Below are 18,110 nucleotides of genomic sequence, written 5' to 3'. Positions count from 1 at the left end.
AACAATTTATAAGATGATTGTTCTCATATGGTTTTTAAGGTTTTGAAAAGTCGTTGAAATAATAAACAGACGGGAGAGTTTGAGTAAATAAGGTGGTTTTTGATAAGAAAACAGGCGTTGGCGGAATTTTGTCCGCCAACAATGAAAAATATTAATTAGCAATAACTGATATAAAGTATGCTATTCGCATGGTGGGGCCATATGAATCACCGCGAGTCCACCAAGTGATGTCTCACGATATTTCTTATTCATGTCTTTGCCCGTTTGGTACATGGTTTCGATAACTTTATCTAATGAAATAAGGCATTTGCTGGTGCGTTTCAGTGCCATGCGTGATGCGTTAATGGCCTTCATCGCGCCCATCGCGTTTCGCTCGATACACGGCACTTGAACCAGACCACCAATTGGGTCACAAGTCATGCCAAGCGAATGCTCCATGGCGATTTCTGCGGCAATACAGATTTGCTCATTACTGCCTCCACGCAGTGCCGTTAAGCCTGCGGCCGCCATCGAAGACGATACCCCGACTTCGCCTTGGCATCCAACCTCTGCTCCTGAGATGGAAGCGTTGGTTTTGTACAAGATGCCAATCGCCCCCGCCACGGCTAAGAAGTCTTTCAATTGCTTGTTATCGAGCTCTTTAATGAAGCGATGGTAGTACATAAGCACGGCAGGAATAACACCGGCAGCACCATTGGTTGGTGACGTCACTACCTGACCACCTGCAGCATTCTCTTCACTCATTGCGAAAGCAAACAGGTTAATCCAATCCATGATCTCCATTGGATCGTTCTCGACTGCCGCATTGGCTTCGAGTTTTTTGAGTAGGTTTGGCGCGCGGCGCGTTACGTTCAACCCGCCTTCGAGAATGCCTTCGGTATCAAAGCCTCGTTGCATGCACAGCGACATCACTTTCCAGATCTGTTCGGCTTTTTGATCGATCTCTTCCTGTTCACGGAAGGCACGTTCGTTTTGCAGAATCATTCCACCTAAGCTGAATCCGTTCTGCTCGGCTTTTTCTAGCATTTCATCGGCGGATTTGAATGAGTAAGGTACCTGTACTTCCGCTTCGGAACTGCCATTTTCCAACTCGGCTGCGGTTGCAATAAAGCCACCACCGATAGAGTAGTAAGTTTCAAACGTCACCTGATCACCAGCAGCATCATAAGCCGTGATGGTCATTCCATTTTCATGAAGGGGAAGGTTATCACTGTGGAAGACAATATCGTGCTCATAGCTAAACACGATTTCATGAACACCTGCGACCGAGAGTGTGCCATGTTCAATGGTATGTTGCAGTGCACTCTTGACGCTGGTCATTTTAATGGTATCGGGCTTATTGCCCATCAAACCAAGGACGGTGGCACGGTCTGTATGATGGCCTTTGCCAGTCAGCGATAAAGAACCGTAAAGGTCAACTTGCACCTTGTGCACTTTCGCCATAGAGTCGCTAAGTAGTTGAGTGAAATGGTAACCTGCGAGCATTGGGCCATTGGTGTGGGAACTGGATGGACCGACACCGACCTTAAAAATATCGAAAATCGACAGCATAATTGACTTCCTTTCTCTGCGGACCTTTGTTCAGGTCTCTAGAACGACATTGTTAATTAGATGTTAATGCCTGAAAGAGTATTGGCAAAGCAAATTTTTGTATACAAATTGTTCGCTAAAGTATGAGTAATTGAGATCTGGGTAATGAAGTTAAACAAGGTAGTGATCATTCTAGGTAAGCGGTTAGTGCACGATCAGTTGAGTGCTGAAGGCCGATCACGCGTGGAAGCGCTGTTGAATGTTTTAAACGAATTTTGCTTTGAGACGACTGCCTTGGTTTTTTGTGGCGGTGTGACTCAAGGACAAACCGTCTCAGAAGCGGATGCGATGTATCGCTACTTTTGCCAGTTAGCCAAGGCTAGGGAAATCGATTTTCCAGAGCAGCAGGTCATCATCGAGAATTGTTCACTCAATACAGTGCAGAACATGCAAAATGCTGCTGCGGAATTATTGAGGAGTGGCCTTTGCGAAACAGGGCAAACCATTGAAGTCACTTTACTCTCCAATGACTATCACCTAGAGCGCATCATCGAGATTCAAACCTTAATGGATGAGCAAGGCTTATTGCGCGTGTTGAAGTCGCGCTGTGCGGAAATGGGGGTAAAGCTCAATATTCCACTCGACCTTTCACATCATGTGAGTGTGCCTTACCCTAATGCAGGTGTTTTAGCGGAAGCGTTTTTGTTGTTTGATGAACTCACGACTTACCGCGTGTATCTAGAGGGAGTTAAGCGCGGTGCCTTTGAACGTGAACTCGTTGAGGTGCGAGCAAAGCCTTTAGCCATTGCTCTTGGAGCGATAGAAAAGCTTCAAGCGCTCGATTTAGAGCCTGAAGTGCGAGGGCAAATTGCAGATATGAAAAAGGCCATCGAAATGACGGCCTTTGATGATTCAGTGCTTGCAGCAGAGCAAGCGTTAGCAGTGTTTCATCCGATATTAACGGCGTTGAACTTGCAACTTGACCCCGAAGCGACTGGCTAGTTAAGCAACTTCAACTTACTGACGCTTTAGTTCGCAGCGTGTGCGTACAGCACTTAGCGCGATTAGGCTGTAACACAACAGCTCCATGCCTTCTTCCGAGATGTTTTTCACATCGCGTACATAGTGCTCGCCCATTACGTGTTGCCAGAAGCTACCCATGCCGTACAGGCGAGAGAACACCAACAACAAGATCACTGAGCCGATAAGTAGCTTCATGTAAGGTGATTGTAGAATGGTTGCCATTTCGTTCACGGTGCCTTTACCACCTTGGTAAGCTTTCGCACAAGCCAGTGCCGCTAACGCAAGGGCAGGAAAGACCCAAGAACCGTGGTGGATCATGTCAAACCAGTAATCCATTTCACGGATCATCAATACCGCAAAAAAGCCGGAAATAAGTATCGCGGCATGTGAGACATGAGTCTCTTGTTTAGACATGCGGAAGAAAGACCAAGATGCAACCGCCAGCATGATCAATTGCAGTGTTTCAGTAATAGAGGTTTCGCCCAATGAAGAACCTAATAAAACGTAGTCCACTCGGATACTTAGGTTGACTAAAATACTGATGGCAACAATGGTGAGTGCACTTAGCATCGACTTATAGATGATGCGTTTTGATTCTTCTGTAATGACGTTCGTTTGTACCGATTCGGCTTGCTTAACAGTATTTGTTTTCATCCTGACCACCCGCTCCGATAAAAATGTGGAAAAAACGTGAAATTTCGTGATGTGTGCAAGGGATTTTATTGACCACTTGGAAAGTAATGTCAGGGAAATGTCAGAATAAAACGCCGTTCGATATCGTATCGCTATGCGGTAAGGCTGGTGGATAAAGGGCTAAGTATCAGAATGTAGGGAAATTTACGGTAAACAAAAAGGAGCTTAACGCTCCTTTGTTGATAAAATTGTAATCTTAGATTGCGCAAATGTTAACTATTAGGGTCTGTTGACCTTTCGAGCTGATTTTTGCAGCGAATTGTTGGATATTTATACAAGGCAGAGACTTTGCTGTGTAGCTAGCCTACATGAGAAGTCGATAACGCAGTAGAAATGGCCAACAAACGCTGCCCAAAGGGTTCGGCTAGGCGCCCCCGACTAAAATCGTTTTATGCTTCGTTAAGGAGTATTTGCTTAGAATGACTAGGCAACATAATCCTTGCCTCGCCTAAAACGATTTTGACTAGGCGTCCCCATCCGAACAAAATTTAATCGCGAAAGAACAACAGACCCTATTACGACTCGCCATCTTCTTTGTGGTTGTTGCGGTAGTATTCCCACTGCTCAAAGCGCTCGTTTTCAGACAGTTGGCAGTAAGTTACGCGTTCACCATTTTCCGTTACTGTATCTAGCTCGCCGCCTTGCTGTACGCAGTATACCGCTGCTGGGTTTGCTGCTGATGTGTATTCATTTGAGCGAGTCGCACCTTCATAAGTTGAACAACCTGCCAACACCATCGCTGCTGCCACTGCCGTTACTAAAGTTGTCTTTTTCATTCTTGATCTCCGCATGGGATTAACGAGTAGTGTGTTGATTATAGGAGAGTTTCAGAAAAATATTGTCTTATGTTTGTTAAAAGCACGACGCTTGTAAGGGAATTCTGTGCAATTTTAGAATTTGCTCACTGTTCGCCTATATTTGTTTCAGACGTGATCAAATTGAAACTTGGGAATGCGCATGAATTTCGGTAGTATGCGCGCAAAACATTCACAGCGGATTCTGCGATGAGACATTTGAAAACCACCACGCACCCAGACATCGAACATCTGGATGACAAAATCATCTTCCAACGCAATGCGGCGCGCGCCATTGTATTAGATGGTGAAGATGTCCTGCTTCTTTACACAGAGCGTTACCATGACTACACCTTGCCTGGTGGTGGTATCGACGAGGGTGAAGATGTGATTGCTGGTCTGGTTCGTGAACTAGAAGAAGAAACGGGTGCGAAGAACATTCACAACATCAAGCCTTACGGTATCTTCGAAGAATTTCGTCCTTGGTACAAAGACGATGCCGATGTGATGCACATGACGTCTTACTGCTACACGTGCAAAATTGACCGTGAGTTAGGTGAAACAGCTTATGAAGATTACGAAGTGAAGAACGGCATGCGCCCAGTATGGATGAATGTTCACGACGCGATCGCGCACAATGAAAAGACGATGGCGGAAAGCCCGAAGAAAGGAATGAGCATTGAACGCGAAACCTTCTTGCTACAACTTATCGCAAAAGAGTTGTTGTAACCCTCCTCAGATCAAAATTGTAACTTCCAAGCAATAAAAAAAGTCCGAGCTCCCCCCCGGAACCCGGACTTATTCCAGACGCGCAAGCGAAGCGTCATCTCGATATTCTGTTTTTTGTATCAATCTGTGAAAACAATAGCGGCTTTATATTTGTTGTGTAAATAATTAATAGGTCTAACTATTGGTTTTCACTTTATTTGCACACGTAATGTGATGGATATCTAGCCAATACACAAGTGCAAGTTGGTAAATTATCAGCAAACCACTGCTCTTTCTTATCTTTGAGATACATTACCGTAACTTTTATGCACGCGTTTGCATCGAGATCACGAGTTTGCAAATTGGCAGAACAGGATCTTGTAATTTTACGTGCTTCTGACATTGGTGGAATTTAGTGAGAGTGTTCACAATTCCACGAGTGGGGGTAATCGACTAAGGTCTATAAGCGGTTCGGCGTAGATGGAGGATTGGTTTGCAAACAAAAGTAATGGCTGGAAAGAATCGGTACGCAATTGCTGTATGTTTACCAAACGTTCCAATGCGTAAAAGCGATTAACGTATTGCTGAGTCTCTTTGGGCAAAGTAAGTGCCGTGAAATCTCGACTATCTGCTTTTTTGATGGCTCGTGCAACGCGACCTTCTCCTGTGTTGTATGCGGCCAGAGTGAGCGCAATATCTTGATCAAACTTGTTATACAGAAATTCCAAATATCTTATGGCGGCTTGAGTGCTGGCTTTAGTATCAAAGCGCTCATCTTGCTTATCGCTCACTTGCAAGCCAAAGCGCGTCGCTGTAGCAGGAATCAGTTGCCATAAACCGGCGGCATTGGCGTGTGATACTGCTTTCGGGTTGTAAGATGATTCCAGCATGGGCACTAACACCAAGTTGGCGGGTAAAGACTTTTGCTTAAGCTGTTTGAAAATATGATCGAGAAGTGGGCTAACGGAATCGAGACGTTGGCTAATTTGCGTTTGATATGGCGCGAGCACTTGATATTGCTGGTCGATACTGGCTTTATGCGGCTTGGCCATCGTCATTGGAGACAAGCACATTGCGCACAAAACAAAAAAGCCCACAGCAATCGACCGGGATGGCGGTAGACTCTGCAGGCAAGGCGAGAATCGTTGTTTAGAACGAACGCTCTTCATAAGTGTGTTGCACAGGTTGTTTGAGTTGACTGACTAACTCTTGGAACGCTGCAGAGCTTTGGCCATTGCTCTGATTGTTCTGTTGGCATTGTTTCACCAAGGATTCCAACAGCGTCCATTGTTTTCTCGCTTGCGTACCAATCTTGGCGGGCAAGGCATTGAAAATACGATTCACACTGGTCTCATTACAAGGCAATCCGAGCTTACGCATTAACTGGCTTCTTTCACTTGCAGAACGACCAAGCTGATTCAAAATCGGCATTTGTTTTTGAATGTTCTCGCTTAGCGCCTCACCATCGAACTTCAAATACAGTGCTTTTTGCTGCTGAATCAGCCCCAACAATTGCTGGTAGAGTTTGATGTCTTCCGAAATAGAACGAACAAACTGCTGAATATGCTGTGATGCCGCCGTTGCCATGCATGACTCCTAATGCGCTGCGTTACTCGTGACCGGTGTGAAATTGCATTACTGCTTTGGATAATGCTTTGGTATCTAGATTCAGTTCACCACGTGCCAACGCATTGCGAATTTGCTCAACCTTTGCCATGTCTACGTCTGGCAGGGATTTCATTTCTGCTTGAGCGCGCTCGATCGCTGCTGTGTTCGCTTGGAATGCAGGCTCGTTAACTTTGCTCTGTGCGATGGTGTCGACTGGCTTTTTACTCGCCTGCTGGAATTTAGTTTGTGGGACATGACCGCCCGCGACTTTGTCGATTTTCATGCTGTTGTCCTCAATCATCATGTTCTAGATCGAATAGGCGACTAGGGTGTGATGAACATTAAATATTTATTTTTTGTACTCGAAGTTCACGTGCCCTGACGAGTGCCTAAATCGAAAAATGATAACCTGAGTCCAAAATCAAAATTGGGTATGCACCTGATTGAGCCCCGTTACAACAGCGCGTATCACCTTGCCAGAACTGATGTTTTCTACCTCAATCTGCTGACCTTTCTTACCTTGTTCTAAAGCGACACCCTTGGTGCTGGCACTAAATCCATCTTTGCTGGCGATGATGATCACTTCGTTGCCCTTCTCGATCAATGGCGGCGAACTTAAGTTGGTTGGGTCAATGATTTGACCAGCTCGAATGCGGCGGGTGGTCTCAAGTCCAATGGCTTGGTTTGTTTTCGTGTAGAAATCGTCTTGGCGTGAAATCGTGCGTGTTTCTGATTTTAAGTTTGAGGCAGAGAGGGTTTCGTTGCGGTCAATTGTGCTGGTGGCGACAAGAACAGAAAGCGTCACCGCTGATTTGATTGTGACATTGATGCGCCATGGAGAGCTCACTGCTTCACAACTGACAGCACGTTTTAAATTGCCAACAGGCAACGGACGATTATCGCGTCCTGTGATTGCCAAAGGTGCATCACAAACCGGTAGATGATTGGCAGAGCCTGGCACCCATATTTGATAATCGAGTTGGTAGTTTCCCCATTGGCGTGAGTGTGCTATTTGCGCCACTTCTTGCTCAAACTGCTCGCCGACAATGGCTTTTAACTCGTCTGCGGTTAGGTTTTTCTCATTCGCTAAAGCACTGACTGAGCTTGCACTCAAAGCCAAACCGCAAAGCAGCATGATTGAGGAAAATCGACCTTTCCCCTTGGCTTGAATGGTTTCCGTAAACCGGAAGCGAGGCTTCCTTATTTGTTTGTAATTCATTGATATATATAACTAAATTTTATGGCATGCATCTTGTTTTGATCTTGGCGTATTCGAGCCGACTTTAAGGAAAGATGCATGGCGATCACATTCGAAAATGCGTTAGGTGTACATCCAGAGGCACTCAATTTTCGCGTTCAGCGTACCAAAGTCCTCGCCAGTAACCTAGCAAATGTTGATACCCCAGGGTACTTGGCAAAGGACCTAAGTTTCACCACCGTGATGAATCAAATGTCAGTGGGCAGTGTGAACAAACCGGTGCCGAAGTTTCAGGTTGAGGCGCAATATTCGGTGCCTTACCAAAACAGCAAAGACGGCAACACTGTGGAACTGGGCGTTGAACAAGCCAAGTTCACGCAAAACAACATGGACTTTCAAACCAGCCTGACGTTTCTCAACATGAAATTCAGTGGCTTGGCGAAAGTGATTGAGGGACGTTAAACATGTCATTTACTGATATCTATTCGATCACTGGCTCGGCGATGACGGCGCAAACCGTTCGCCTGAACACGGTAGCCAGTAACCTTGCCAACGCCGACGCGGTGTCTGCCAATCCAGATGATGCCTACAAAGCACTCAAACCTGTGTTCGCCACTGTGTATCAAAAAACGCAGATGGCGACGGAAAACGGTGTTTATCCGAATGCGGAAGTGCGCATTGTAGATGTGGTGCAGAACGCGGGTCAGGCAGAAAAACGCTTCGAACCTAACAACCCGTTAGCGAACGACGAAGGCTACGTGTACTACCCAGACATTGATGTGGTGTCAGAGATGGCCGACATGATGTCCGCAACGCGCAGCTTTGAAACCAATGTGGAAGTGCTGACGAATGTGAAAAGCATGCAGCAAGGTCTGCTTCGACTAGGGCAGGGTAATTAATGAGTCTCGCACAATACACCGCGCTCTCTTCTGACGCACCAGTCGCAACGACCGCTAGTGGTGACACTGGCGGCATTTCAGCGAACCCATCGGATATGAACAGCGCAACGTCACTGCAAAACGAGTTTATCTCGCTCATGGTGGCGCAAATTCAAAACCAAGATCCACTTAACCCGCTTGATGGCACTGAGTATGTCAGCCAGCTAGCGCAATTTTCGCAAGTTCAAAGTACTGAAAACATGTCGATGCTGATGCAAAACAGCATGGTATTGCTCGACAACATGCAGGTGCTTTCAACGGCTGGTTTGGTTGGTCAAACCGTGTACGTCTCTTCAAACGAGTTTGAACTTGGTGAAGGCGTGCAAAGTGGCAAGGTCGAGCTTGAACACGGTTCGAACCAAGTGACGTTAGTCGTCAAAAATGAGTTCGGCCAATCAACCAAAGTGCCTTTAGGTGCACACGGTGCGGGTGACGTCGAGTTCTCGATCAATCCCGAAGAGCTTGGTTTGAAACCGGGTAAATACACCGTTGCGGTGGAAGTTCAAGAAGGGCAAAAGAGCCCAAATGTTTTGCTGGCAGGTACGGTTGAGCAGGTACGTATTCCTAGCTCAGGTGGCGCAGCACTGGTCAATGTTCAAGGCGTTGGCAACGTTCCTTTCTATCAAATCACTCAGTTTGGTGCTTAACCAAATAAGGAAATCAGAGGTTATTTATGAGTTTTAACATCGCACTTAGTGGTCTGGATGCGACCAACACAGAGTTAAACACCATCAGCCACAACATTGCCAACGCATCAACGTACGGCTTTAAAGGTGGACGCACAGAATTTGCCGCGGTTTACAACGGTATGCAACCGGGCGGCGTAGAAGTGGCGTCGATTTCTCAGAACTTCGATAAGAATGGTTCGGTGACAGGCACGGGTCGTGCAATGGACTTGGCGATCAATGGCAGCGGCTTCTTCGTGACGAAAGATCACATGGGTCAGATGCTTTACACTCGCGCAGGTGTGTTTGGTACTGATAAGAACAACTTTGTGACCGCAAATAACGGTGCCAAGTTGCAAGGTTACAGCGTAGACAACAATGCGAACCTTCAAACTGGCTCTGTTGGCGACATCAAAGTATCTACTTCTTCACTTAACGCAAAAGCGACCGACAATCTGGACTTTGTGGCGAACTTCGACGCAAGCGCAACGGCAGTCGATCAAGCGGTTTACCCATTCGATTCTTCCGATCCAAACTCATTCAACTCTTCTTACACCACTAAGGCGTACGACTCACTTGGCAACTCGCACACGGTAACTCAGTACTTCACGAAGACATCAGATAACGAATGGCAAGTGAACGTGGAAGTTGACGGTGCACCAACGACGCCAGCAACGGCTCAAACGGTTCAATTCAATACTGACGGCACGCTAGCTTCTCCAACGGGTTCATTCAATGTTGCATTCCCAGCAGCGGGCGCAAACGCAATGAGCATTGATATCAGCTTGAACGGCAGCACTCAGTTTGGCGCTGCGTTTGGCGTGAGCACCAACAACCCGAACGGTTACACCTCAGGTGAGCTTGCGGGCGTTCGAGTGGAAGACAACGGCATGGTTTACGCGACTTACACCAATGGTCAGTCTCAGCTGCAAGGTCAGGTTGTGCTTGCGGATTTTGCTAACGCGCAAGGTCTATCGAAAGTGAGCGGCACGGCTTGGACACAAAGCTTTAGCTCTGGCGCGCCAATCATGGGTGTTCCGGGCACGGGCACATTGGGTGACTTAACACCGGGTGCGCTAGAGGGCTCTAACGTTGACTTAACCAGCGAGCTGGTTGCGCTTATGACGGCGCAGCGTAACTACCAAGCGAATGCGAAAACCATTTCGACCAATGACAAGCTGACTCAAGCTCTGTTCAACGCGGTGTAATGGGAGAGTCGCATGGATAGCTTGTTATTTACTGCCACGTCGGGTGCGAGTCGAGTTCTTAAGGCTCAGCACGTACGTTCGAACAACTTATCGAACGCTGACACCGCAGGTTTCCGTGCCGATATGGAACGCGTTCGCAGCGTTGAGCTACAAGGTGCGGGCTTTGATGGTCGCACCATGGTGGTGACCAACTCTGCCGCAACGCGTTTTGATTCTGGCGACATCATGAAAACCGGTCGTCCTCTGGATGTGGCGATCATGGGCGAGGGCTACCTCACCGTTGAAACACCAATTGGCAATGAAGCTTACACCCGAGCGGGCAACATCAAAGTCGATACCTTTGGTGCAATGAGCATCAATGGTTTCCCTGTTGTCGGTGAAAACGGACCAATCGTTGTGCCTGATTTTCAGAAGATTGAAATCAGTGAACGTGGCCGCGTTTCTGTGATTCCTCCGGGTGGTGGTGCAGAAGTGGAAGTGGGCACCTTGAAGATGGTGAAACCAGCAATCAACCAACTACAGAAAGAGAGCGACAGCTTGCTACACAGCGTAGATGGTGTGCCTTTCCCAGCGGATGAAACGGTGCAGCTTTCTCCAGAGCACATTGAGGGCAGTAATGTGTCTGCCATTGATGAACTGCTGAGCGTGATGTCGCTGACACGTAACTTCGAAATGCAAGTCCGTATGATGAAAACCGCAGAAACCTTGGCGCAAGCCGGAAACAAATTGATGGCGGCGAGATAACCCTTTCACAAAGGGGTTCTCGTCCAAAGGAGATAACCAATGCATTCAGCATTATGGGTAAGTAAAACGGGCATGGCAGCTCAAGATACCAAAATGACTGCCATCTCCAATAACCTAGCGAACGTTAACACGGTCGGCTTTAAGCGTGACCGCGTGGTGTTTGAAGACTTGTTTTACAGCATTCAGCGTCAGCCGGGCGCGCAAGTCGACCAAGTGAATGAACTGCCAAGCGGTGTTCAGCTTGGTTCTGGTGTTCGCGTTGTGGGTACGCAGAAAGTCTTCACTCAAGGCAACACACAAAATACTACTCAAGAATTGGATTTGGCGGTGATGGGGCAAGGCTTTTTCCAAATCGAAAACTCTGATGGCCAGATCATGTACACGCGTAATGGTCAGTTCCACATCAACTCAGAGGGTTTGATGGTCAACAGCCAAGGTTTGCCACTAGAGCCACAGATCCAAATCCCAGACAACGCGATTTCGTTCTCTGTGGGTGTGGATGGTACGGTAACAACCACGTCGGCTGACGACCCAACGCCACAGCAGTTGGGTCAAATCACGCTGGCGAAGTTCATCAACCCAGCTGGTTTAGAAGCCGTTGGCGGTAACTTGTTCCGTGAGACAGAAGCAAGTGGCCCTGCGGATGAATTGATTGCAGGCGAAGACGGAGCAGGCAGCATCAAACAGGGTGCTTTAGAAGGCTCGAACGTGCAGGTAGTGGAAGAGATGGTCGACATGATCACTACTCAACGCGCGTACGAGATGAACGCCAAAGTAGTTTCTGCCGCAGACGACATGCTGAAGTTTGTCGCGCAATCGATGTAAGTAAGAAATTGGTGATGATGAAGGAAAAAGCAATGAAATGGCTTTCGAAGAGTTGGGCAGTTGCCGTCGTGTTGCTGGTGGGATGTGCAGGTCGTGATGAGTTTATTCCGCCAGAGCCAAACACAGACGAATACGCGCCGCCAGTGTTGGATTACACCTTGCCAGAGGCCAAGTCCGGTAGCCTTTATCGTCACCAATACACCATGACGTTATTTCAAGATCGCCGAGCCTACCGAGTCGGTGACGTTTTGACCGTGCAGCTCTCTGAAGAAACCTCTTCAAGCAAGAAGGCGGGCACACAGTTTGGCAAAAGCTCAACGGTAGACTTTGCTACGCCAACCATTGGCACCAAAACCATTGATGAATTGGGCGTGAGTATTGATGGCAGCCGTAACTTCGATGGCAGCGCATCCAGCTCGCAAGGCAACAAGTTACAAGGGGCGATCACCGTAACGGTACATGAGGTACTGCCAAATGGTGTGCTTCGCATTAGCGGTGAAAAGTGGCTCCGACTCAACCAAGGCGACGAGTTTATTCGCCTAACGGGCATTGTGCGTGTTGATGACATCAACCGCAGTAACCAAGTGTCTTCTCAACGTATTGCGGATGCTCGCATTACTTACGCTGGTCGTGGCGCATTAGCCGACAGCAACGCAGCCGGGTGGCTGACTCAGTTCTTCAACAGCCCATGGGTACCATTCTAATGAAGCCAATTAATGCATTCTTTACTTCTTTCCTATTGGCTCTGACCTTGGGACTTCCTGCCACTTCACAAGCCGAAGTGGAAATTCCGATCATGGACTTGGTGGATGTGCAGGGCATCCGAGAAAACCAATTGGTCGGTTATGGTTTAGTCGTGGGCTTGGCCGGTCAAGGCGACCGTAACCAAGTGAAATTCACCGCTCAATCGATTACTAACATGCTGCGCCAATTTGGTGTTCAGATTGATGACAGTATGAACCCGAAATTACGTAACGTGGCGTCCGTAAGTGTTACCGCATCCGTTGACCCAATGGCGGGTCCAGGTCAAACATTGGACGTAGTGGTTTCCTCTATCGGTGATGCGAAAAGCTTACGTGGCGGCACGTTACTGCTCACACCACTGCGCGGTATCGATGGCGAAGTGTATGCCATTGCTCAAGGTAGCGTGGTTGTTGGTGGTTTGTCAGCCGAAGGCAGAAGCGGCTCAAAGGTTGAAGTGAACACGCCAACTGCGGGTCGCATTCCCAATGGAGCAACGTTGGAGCGAGAAATCGAAACCGACTTCAACCAACGCGATGAAATTACTCTGAACCTGCGTAAACCTAGCTTCACCACGGCGAAAAACATTGCCCGTGAAATCAACAATACTTTTGGTCCAAACGTAGCGAAAGCCATCAACAAAGCGCGCGTTGAAATGCGTGCACCAATGGACACCCAACAGCGTGTCACCATGATGTCGATGTTGGAAGAAATGAGCGTGGAAGAAGGTCGTAAACCAGCTCGAATCGTCTTCAACTCCCGAACGGGTACGGTGGTGATTGGTAAGAACGTTAAGGTTGGTGAAGCGGCAGTAAGCCACGGCAACTTGACTGTTCGAATCTCCGAGTCTCAGCAAGTCAGCCAACCAAACGCGTTTGCTGATGGTGAAACCAAAGTCGTGGATCAAACCCAAATCGAAGTAAACGAAGAGCAAGCGCAAATGGTGATTTGGCCTCCGGGTACGGAACTGAACACCATCGTCAACGCCGTAAACAGTTTAGGCGCAACGCCAACGGATCTGATGTCGATTCTGCAAGCATTGAACGAAGCGGGCGCGCTGAATGCTGAGCTTGTGGTGATTTAAGGAGTTAGCGATGAAGTTAGATACAAGCGGCGATCAAGCACAAATCAATACCATGCTGTATCACGACAACAGCGCCCTAGCGAGCATCAAGAAAAGCCGCGATCAAGAAGGTGCTCTTGAAGTGGTTGCGGGTCAATTCGAGGCGATGTTCCTACAAATGGTGCTACGCCAAATGCGCAGCAGCAGTGATGTATTGGCCGACAAAGACAGCCCGTTTGCTAGCCAACAACAAGGCGTGTTTCGCGATATGTACGATGGGCAATTGGCGATGGAATTGGCAAAAAAACAGAACTCCGGCATCGCCAATATGCTGATCCAGCAACTGAGCCCTTCAATGCGCGAAGTGGCGTTCGACCAATCACGCAATGTCTCTCCGGCGAACGATGGAAAAGTGGTCAGCCTTGAACGCACGTCACAACTTGAAAACGATGAAATCGCGATGAAGACCGACGCAGTTAATCCCACGCTACAAGCGGTCGCCTCTGTTAAACAAGTGCTCGGTGAAGCCGGAATGACGACCGCATTTACTCAGCCGCTGATCAGGAAAATGGAGCTGTAAATGAACCTTGTTAATATCGCCCTTTCAGGCTTAAACGCGAACCGTGTGGCGTTGGATGTGACCGCGCAAAACGTGGCAAACATCAACACGCCGGGATACAGCCGACAACAAGCGCTAACCGCGTCTGTTGGTGACGGTAAGTGCAACAAGCTCAGCCCAGGCATGGGTGTTGAAGTGACGAGTATTCGCCGTGTCACTGACCAGTTCTTGGTGAAGCAAACGTGGTCTACCAACAGTTTAGCGGCGTATTCAGCGGGTTATACCACCGCCATGAGCCAGCTTGAAAACACGCTTGGCGCGGATGGTTTTAGCGTTTCTGCGGGGTTAGATTCCCTCAATGCTGCGCTGAATGATGCCACAGTAAAACCAGAATCAATCCCATACCGTCAGCAGATCATTAATGAATCAGAAGCGTTGGCGCGCCGATTCAATACGTTAACTGAGTCGCTTCATAATCAGCACAAAGACATGAGTGACCAGCGCACTGCGGCGTTGAACCATGCCAATAGCGTGATGGCGAACATTGCGGATGTGAACAAGCAGATTGTCGAAATGCAAGGCACAGGCGGTAACCCAGCACAGTTGATGGACACTCGCGATGTGCTGATTGGCGAGCTTTCTCAAATCGTTGAAATCAAAACTACCGACCAACCAGACGGCAGCATGCAGGTGACACTCGCTTCTGGTCAGCCTTTGGTAATGGGTTCGGATTATGGTCAGCTGACAGCGAAGCCAGATCCAAGCGACCCATACCTTGCGGATTTGAGTGTCGATTTCGCCTCGCAAAGCTTTGTCATTGAACACTCGGTAGGCGGTAAGTTGGGCGCGATTAACGATTATCAAACCGATGTGCTTAAGCCAAACCAAGTCGCTTTGGATGACATGGCAAAAGCATTGGCGGATGAATACAACGCTGTTCTGGCTACAGGGCAAGATCTCAACGGCAATCCGGGCAAGCCATTGTTTAGCTACGACCCAGCAAACCCAGCAGCGAGCCTAACCATTACCAATATTAGCGCGGAAGAATTAGCGTTCTCCAGCGATGGCACTCCGGGCAATGCGGATGTGTTGAATGACCTAATTCAACTGAGCAATAAGCCGGTTTCAGTCACTGGCTATGGCTCGCTGAGCTTAAACGATGCGTTCACCGCAATGGTCGGTGAAACGGCGATCAAAGCACGCCAAGCAGAAGCGGATTATGAAGCTAAAGCGGCAATGAACAAACAAGCGCATGCCGCGCGCGACAACGTCAGTGCGGTGAACAGCGACGAAGAAGCGGCGAACCTGATGACATTCGCTAATGCACACAACGCCAACATGAAAGTCATTAGCACCGCTAACCAGCTTTTCGACTCTGTATTGCAGTTATTCTAAAAGGAACCCGAGATGCGAATCAGTGACAGTCAATTTAGCCAAATGATGCTGCAAAGCCTGCAAACCAACAACGCAGGTTTGGGGCATGTTCTTCAACAAATGGCCACGGGTGACCGACTAACCAAGCTTTCTGACGATCCTATGGCGTCGATAAAGCTGCTGAACCTTGAACGTGAAAACAGCGCGATCGGCCAGTACCAGAGTAATATCGCCAATCTGAAAACCACACTTTCTGCTCAAGAAACCCATTTGGATTCGGTCAACGAGAGCTTGAAGAGTGTGCGTGATTTGGTGCTTTGGGGCGCGAACGGCACATTAACCGATGAAGACCGCAGCGGCATGATCATCGAGCTTAAAAGCTACCGTGATTCGATTGAATCCTCATTCAATGCGCAGGACGAAGAAGGCCACTACCTGTTTTCAGGTACTCAGACGGACACGCCGGCAGTGAGCAATGCTGGTGGTGCGTACCAAGTTGATGGCAACAGTGATAAGCGCGTGGTCACCGTCGCAAAGGGCGTGACCATGGATTCCAATATGACGGCGAAAGAGATTCTGGAGCTTGGCGGTGGCGATAACGTATTGAACCAAATCGATGCGTTGATTGCAGAATTTGAGAACCCGAGTCCGAATTTTCAAGCGGAAGTAGACGCTAGCTTATCTGCCATTGATGATACCTTGGCGAACGTACTGGGAGCGATGACAGAAATTGGTGGTCGCCATAACAACCTCGACCTAATGGACAGTGCACACGGCGAAAACAAGTTGTTCGTTGATAAGGTGACCAGTGACTTATCGGCATTGGATTACGGTGAGGCATCAGTACGTTTGAGCAACTACATGGCGGCGTTACAAGCAACGCAAGCTAGCTACGTGAAGATCAACGATCTCAACCTGTTTGATCGTATTTAAGGAAGTTTTGTATGGTAATGAGCACAGTAGAGGTAAGACCCCATAGCATACGCTTAGGTGGGCAAGAACAAGCCTCTATCATGCCAACCCGCTCAGCGGATTCGAGCAGTGCGATTAAGCCGCGTCCTACGCAAGTTCAGGCTGACACCGCGTCAGCCTATTCCGTTTCCGGTATTCAGCTTACTCAAGGTCAGCAACAAGCAACCGCGGTGCAAATTGCCTCTAAATCGTTGCAAGTGATTGGTAAAGAGCTGACTCAAATCAAGCGAGGTTTGACCCAAGCAGTCAACCAAGGCGTGCAGAACGTTCCCGGTTTACAAGAAGGGCTAGTACGTTCTAAAGCATCGATTCAACAAGTGGTTGAACAGGCGCGCTTTGACGGGCAGAAAGTGATTGATAACGAACTGCACCTCAAACTGGATAAAGCGGATATTCGCCGTTTCTCCATCCCCGGTTTGAACGTGCATCGTTTGAGTGAGAAAGCCGAGCAAATCCGCTTAGATTTTCCCCAAGGTCAATCGGTGATGATCCAATTTGATGGTCAAGCCGATGGTGCGCGCACCGTGAAAATGCTCGACCGCAGTTTGATTGCGATGGGCATGCGAGCATCACTGGCAGAAGACGGCACCATTTTGTTTGAAGCGCGCGATACGGCATATCAACAAATGCAACAAAAGGTGCTAGTGACAGGCGAAGGTCATCGCTTTCCTGCAGGACAAGCGAATGTGCTGAACTTAAAATCAGAGCCTGATGGCATCGCTGAGTTGAGCTTTGATTTAGGCTCTCGTGATGGCATTAAGCAAACCATCGCCAAAGTGAATCAGCATATAAGGCAGGTACAAACCAGCTTAGAAGAAGCCAAAGCGTTTCACGGTGAATTGAACTCACAAATGCGTACTGTGCAGAGCCAATCCAACCAGCTGAGTGCTGCTGATGTAAATGCGAAACTCGATGGCTTTATGGCAACTTCCGGTCAGTTTAGCTCGACATTCCAAGCGTTGAATGCCCAAGCGAATGTGCGTCGTCATACGGTAGTGGCGCTGTTGAAATAACCATTATGAGAACGGCTAAATTTTAAAAAATTAAGGGTACTTACATAAATAATCATTGTTGACAGCCTTAGTAAATATGAATTCTTACCAAGCCTGTCAACGATGAGATGTAATGATTTTATTTTTACGAAAACTTAATCTAATTTTATTTATTCATGGGTATGCTAATTGTGCCTGTATATTGTCCATTAGCAGTAATTTCTGTGTTTACTAAAATAATAGTAATACAGAGTGTTATTAGTATTTTCATAAAATATCATCAGATTTAATTTTGTTTATTTCGATTCCATATACTTACTATTTTCTGTATTAATACAAAAAATACAGGAACAAAAAATATGACTAAAAATGTCGATGATAACATTCCTCCCATTACTGACGTACCAATAGAATGACGCGCATTTGCTCCGGCACCTGAACTTAAGACTAAAGGCGGCTTTGTTGCGTAAATCGG

The 18,110-nt window shown here is 47.8% G+C and carries 22 protein-coding genes; 14 read left to right on the top strand and 8 right to left on the bottom strand.

Annotation, left to right across the window (positions count from 1 at the left end; all coding sequences use genetic code 11):
• Positions 1-180: 180 nt before the first annotated feature.
• On the bottom strand, positions 181-1,551 hold the full coding sequence (locus BCT11_RS15345) for an L-serine ammonia-lyase (protein WP_102388654.1): 1,371 nt from the start codon (positions 1,549-1,551) through the stop codon (positions 181-183).
• Between the two features lie 144 nt (positions 1,552-1,695).
• On the opposite strand from BCT11_RS15345, the gene BCT11_RS15340 reads away from it, so the two are divergent.
• Entirely contained in the window at positions 1,696-2,532 is an 837-nt protein-coding gene (locus tag BCT11_RS15340) for a YdcF family protein (protein WP_102388653.1), read from the top strand.
• 15 nt (positions 2,533-2,547) lie between these two features.
• Here the strand turns inward: BCT11_RS15340 and BCT11_RS15335 are convergent, their stop codons facing one another.
• Entirely contained in the window at positions 2,548-3,207 is a 660-nt protein-coding gene (locus BCT11_RS15335) for a hypothetical protein (RefSeq protein WP_102388652.1), read from the bottom strand.
• A gap of 554 nt (positions 3,208-3,761) precedes the next feature.
• Entirely contained in the window at positions 3,762-4,022 is a 261-nt protein-coding gene (locus tag BCT11_RS15325) for a DUF333 domain-containing protein (protein WP_038876511.1), read from the bottom strand.
• Positions 4,023-4,250: 228 nt separating this feature from the next.
• Here BCT11_RS15325 and BCT11_RS15320 point away from each other — a divergent pair, with 228 nt between their 5' ends.
• Positions 4,251-4,769, top strand: coding sequence for an NUDIX hydrolase (locus BCT11_RS15320; RefSeq protein ID WP_102388651.1), 519 nt, complete (start codon positions 4,251-4,253; stop codon positions 4,767-4,769).
• 404 nt (positions 4,770-5,173) lie between these two features.
• Here BCT11_RS15320 and BCT11_RS15315 read toward each other — a convergent pair whose 3' ends face one another.
• From BCT11_RS15315 to flgA, 4 genes are all read right to left on the bottom strand, one after another.
• A complete protein-coding gene (locus BCT11_RS15315; protein WP_102388705.1) occupies positions 5,174-5,851 on the bottom strand; it encodes a lytic transglycosylase domain-containing protein in 678 nt (225 codons plus the stop codon).
• 46 nt (positions 5,852-5,897) lie between these two features.
• Complete coding sequence (flgN, locus tag BCT11_RS15310; protein ID WP_038868272.1) at positions 5,898-6,335, bottom strand: flagellar export chaperone FlgN; 438 nt, start codon at positions 6,333-6,335, stop codon at positions 5,898-5,900.
• 22 nt (positions 6,336-6,357) lie between these two features.
• Positions 6,358-6,639 (bottom strand): flagellar biosynthesis anti-sigma factor FlgM, encoded by a 282-nt coding sequence (gene flgM, locus BCT11_RS15305; RefSeq protein ID WP_102388704.1) that lies wholly within the window; start codon positions 6,637-6,639, stop codon positions 6,358-6,360.
• A 138-nt stretch (positions 6,640-6,777) separates the two neighbouring features.
• A complete protein-coding gene (gene flgA / locus BCT11_RS15300; protein WP_102388650.1) occupies positions 6,778-7,575 on the bottom strand; it encodes a flagellar basal body P-ring formation chaperone FlgA in 798 nt (265 codons plus the stop codon).
• A gap of 78 nt (positions 7,576-7,653) precedes the next feature.
• Between flgA and flgB the strand changes: the two genes are divergently transcribed.
• The 12 genes from flgB to BCT11_RS15240 are packed head-to-tail and all read left to right on the top strand — an operon-like array spanning position 7,654 to position 17,656.
• Positions 7,654-8,016: a flagellar basal body rod protein FlgB gene (gene flgB / locus BCT11_RS15295; RefSeq protein ID WP_102388649.1), complete on the top strand. Its 363-nt coding sequence runs from the start codon at positions 7,654-7,656 to the stop codon at positions 8,014-8,016.
• Positions 8,017-8,018: 2 nt separating this feature from the next.
• On the top strand, positions 8,019-8,453 hold the full coding sequence (gene flgC / locus BCT11_RS15290) for a flagellar basal body rod protein FlgC (protein ID WP_005432431.1): 435 nt from the start codon (positions 8,019-8,021) through the stop codon (positions 8,451-8,453).
• Positions 8,453-9,139, top strand: a complete 687-nt coding sequence (flgD, locus tag BCT11_RS15285) for a flagellar hook assembly protein FlgD (protein ID WP_102388648.1) — start codon at positions 8,453-8,455, stop codon at positions 9,137-9,139. Before flgC ends, flgD begins: the two co-directional genes overlap by 1 nt.
• A 26-nt stretch (positions 9,140-9,165) precedes the next feature.
• Positions 9,166-10,365, top strand: a complete 1,200-nt coding sequence (gene flgE, locus BCT11_RS15280; protein WP_102388647.1) for a flagellar hook protein FlgE — start codon at positions 9,166-9,168, stop codon at positions 10,363-10,365.
• A 12-nt stretch (positions 10,366-10,377) separates the two neighbouring features.
• Complete coding sequence (gene flgF, locus BCT11_RS15275) at positions 10,378-11,109, top strand: flagellar basal-body rod protein FlgF (protein ID WP_005432425.1); 732 nt, start codon at positions 10,378-10,380, stop codon at positions 11,107-11,109.
• A 39-nt stretch (positions 11,110-11,148) separates the two neighbouring features.
• Positions 11,149-11,934, top strand: coding sequence for a flagellar basal-body rod protein FlgG (flgG, locus tag BCT11_RS15270; protein ID WP_005432423.1), 786 nt, complete (start codon positions 11,149-11,151; stop codon positions 11,932-11,934).
• Positions 11,935-11,966: 32 nt separating this feature from the next.
• Positions 11,967-12,638, top strand: coding sequence for a flagellar basal body L-ring protein FlgH (gene flgH / locus BCT11_RS15265; protein ID WP_038868279.1), 672 nt, complete (start codon positions 11,967-11,969; stop codon positions 12,636-12,638).
• A complete protein-coding gene (locus tag BCT11_RS15260) occupies positions 12,638-13,759 on the top strand; it encodes a flagellar basal body P-ring protein FlgI (RefSeq protein WP_038895878.1) in 1,122 nt (373 codons plus the stop codon). The genes flgH and BCT11_RS15260 overlap by 1 nt, the downstream gene beginning before the upstream one ends.
• Before the next feature lie 10 nt (positions 13,760-13,769).
• Positions 13,770-14,318: a rod-binding protein gene (locus tag BCT11_RS15255; RefSeq protein ID WP_102388645.1), complete on the top strand. Its 549-nt coding sequence runs from the start codon at positions 13,770-13,772 to the stop codon at positions 14,316-14,318.
• Positions 14,319-15,692 (top strand): flagellar hook-associated protein FlgK, encoded by a 1,374-nt coding sequence (gene flgK / locus BCT11_RS15250; RefSeq protein WP_102388644.1) that lies wholly within the window; start codon positions 14,319-14,321, stop codon positions 15,690-15,692. It abuts the gene before it with no gap.
• A 12-nt stretch (positions 15,693-15,704) separates the two neighbouring features.
• A complete protein-coding gene (flgL, locus tag BCT11_RS15245) occupies positions 15,705-16,604 on the top strand; it encodes a flagellar hook-associated protein FlgL (protein ID WP_005432410.1) in 900 nt (299 codons plus the stop codon).
• 11 nt (positions 16,605-16,615) lie between these two features.
• A complete protein-coding gene (locus tag BCT11_RS15240) occupies positions 16,616-17,656 on the top strand; it encodes a flagellin (protein ID WP_102388643.1) in 1,041 nt (346 codons plus the stop codon).
• Positions 17,657-17,921: 265 nt separating this feature from the next.
• Here BCT11_RS15240 and BCT11_RS15235 read toward each other — a convergent pair.
• Positions 17,922-18,110: efflux RND transporter permease subunit (locus tag BCT11_RS15235; protein ID WP_133152151.1), on the bottom strand; the 189-nt coding region annotated here is incomplete at its 5' end.

This window comes from Vibrio sp. 10N.222.52.B12, from assembly GCF_002875385.1.
Classification (GTDB): domain Bacteria; phylum Pseudomonadota; class Gammaproteobacteria; order Enterobacterales; family Vibrionaceae; genus Vibrio; species Vibrio jasicida.
Note: the sequence above shows the minus strand (reverse complement) of the source record. Positions and strands in the feature narration are given on the sequence as shown.

Bases quoted from the DNA above. Each gene is read 5' to 3' on its own strand.
- BCT11_RS15325 (WP_038876511.1), bottom strand. From the start codon at position 4,022: ATGAAAAAGACAACTTTAGTAACGGCAGTGGCAGCAGCGATGGTGTTG.
- flgF (WP_005432425.1), top strand. From the start codon at position 10,378: ATGGATAGCTTGTTATTTACTGCCACGTCGGGTGCGAGTCGAGTTCTT.
- flgK (WP_102388644.1), top strand. From the start codon at position 14,319: ATGAACCTTGTTAATATCGCCCTTTCAGGCTTAAACGCGAACCGTGTG.
- flgC (WP_005432431.1), top strand. From the start codon at position 8,019: ATGTCATTTACTGATATCTATTCGATCACTGGCTCGGCGATGACGGCG.
- flgN (WP_038868272.1), bottom strand. From the start codon at position 6,335: ATGGCAACGGCGGCATCACAGCATATTCAGCAGTTTGTTCGTTCTATT.
- flgH (WP_038868279.1), top strand. From the start codon at position 11,967: ATGAAATGGCTTTCGAAGAGTTGGGCAGTTGCCGTCGTGTTGCTGGTG.
- flgE (WP_102388647.1), top strand. From the start codon at position 9,166: ATGAGTTTTAACATCGCACTTAGTGGTCTGGATGCGACCAACACAGAG.
- flgD (WP_102388648.1), top strand. From the start codon at position 8,453: ATGAGTCTCGCACAATACACCGCGCTCTCTTCTGACGCACCAGTCGCA.
- BCT11_RS15335 (WP_102388652.1), bottom strand. From the start codon at position 3,207: ATGAAAACAAATACTGTTAAGCAAGCCGAATCGGTACAAACGAACGTC.
- BCT11_RS15340 (WP_102388653.1), top strand. From the start codon at position 1,696: ATGAAGTTAAACAAGGTAGTGATCATTCTAGGTAAGCGGTTAGTGCAC.
- flgM (WP_102388704.1), bottom strand. From the start codon at position 6,639: ATGAAAATCGACAAAGTCGCGGGCGGTCATGTCCCACAAACTAAATTC.
- BCT11_RS15260 (WP_038895878.1), top strand. From the start codon at position 12,638: ATGAAGCCAATTAATGCATTCTTTACTTCTTTCCTATTGGCTCTGACC.
- flgG (WP_005432423.1), top strand. From the start codon at position 11,149: ATGCATTCAGCATTATGGGTAAGTAAAACGGGCATGGCAGCTCAAGAT.
- BCT11_RS15320 (WP_102388651.1), top strand. From the start codon at position 4,251: ATGAGACATTTGAAAACCACCACGCACCCAGACATCGAACATCTGGAT.
- BCT11_RS15255 (WP_102388645.1), top strand. From the start codon at position 13,770: ATGAAGTTAGATACAAGCGGCGATCAAGCACAAATCAATACCATGCTG.
- BCT11_RS15345 (WP_102388654.1), bottom strand. From the start codon at position 1,551: ATGCTGTCGATTTTCGATATTTTTAAGGTCGGTGTCGGTCCATCCAGT.
- flgL (WP_005432410.1), top strand. From the start codon at position 15,705: ATGCGAATCAGTGACAGTCAATTTAGCCAAATGATGCTGCAAAGCCTG.
- flgA (WP_102388650.1), bottom strand. From the start codon at position 7,575: ATGAATTACAAACAAATAAGGAAGCCTCGCTTCCGGTTTACGGAAACC.
- BCT11_RS15240 (WP_102388643.1), top strand. From the start codon at position 16,616: ATGGTAATGAGCACAGTAGAGGTAAGACCCCATAGCATACGCTTAGGT.
- flgB (WP_102388649.1), top strand. From the start codon at position 7,654: ATGGCGATCACATTCGAAAATGCGTTAGGTGTACATCCAGAGGCACTC.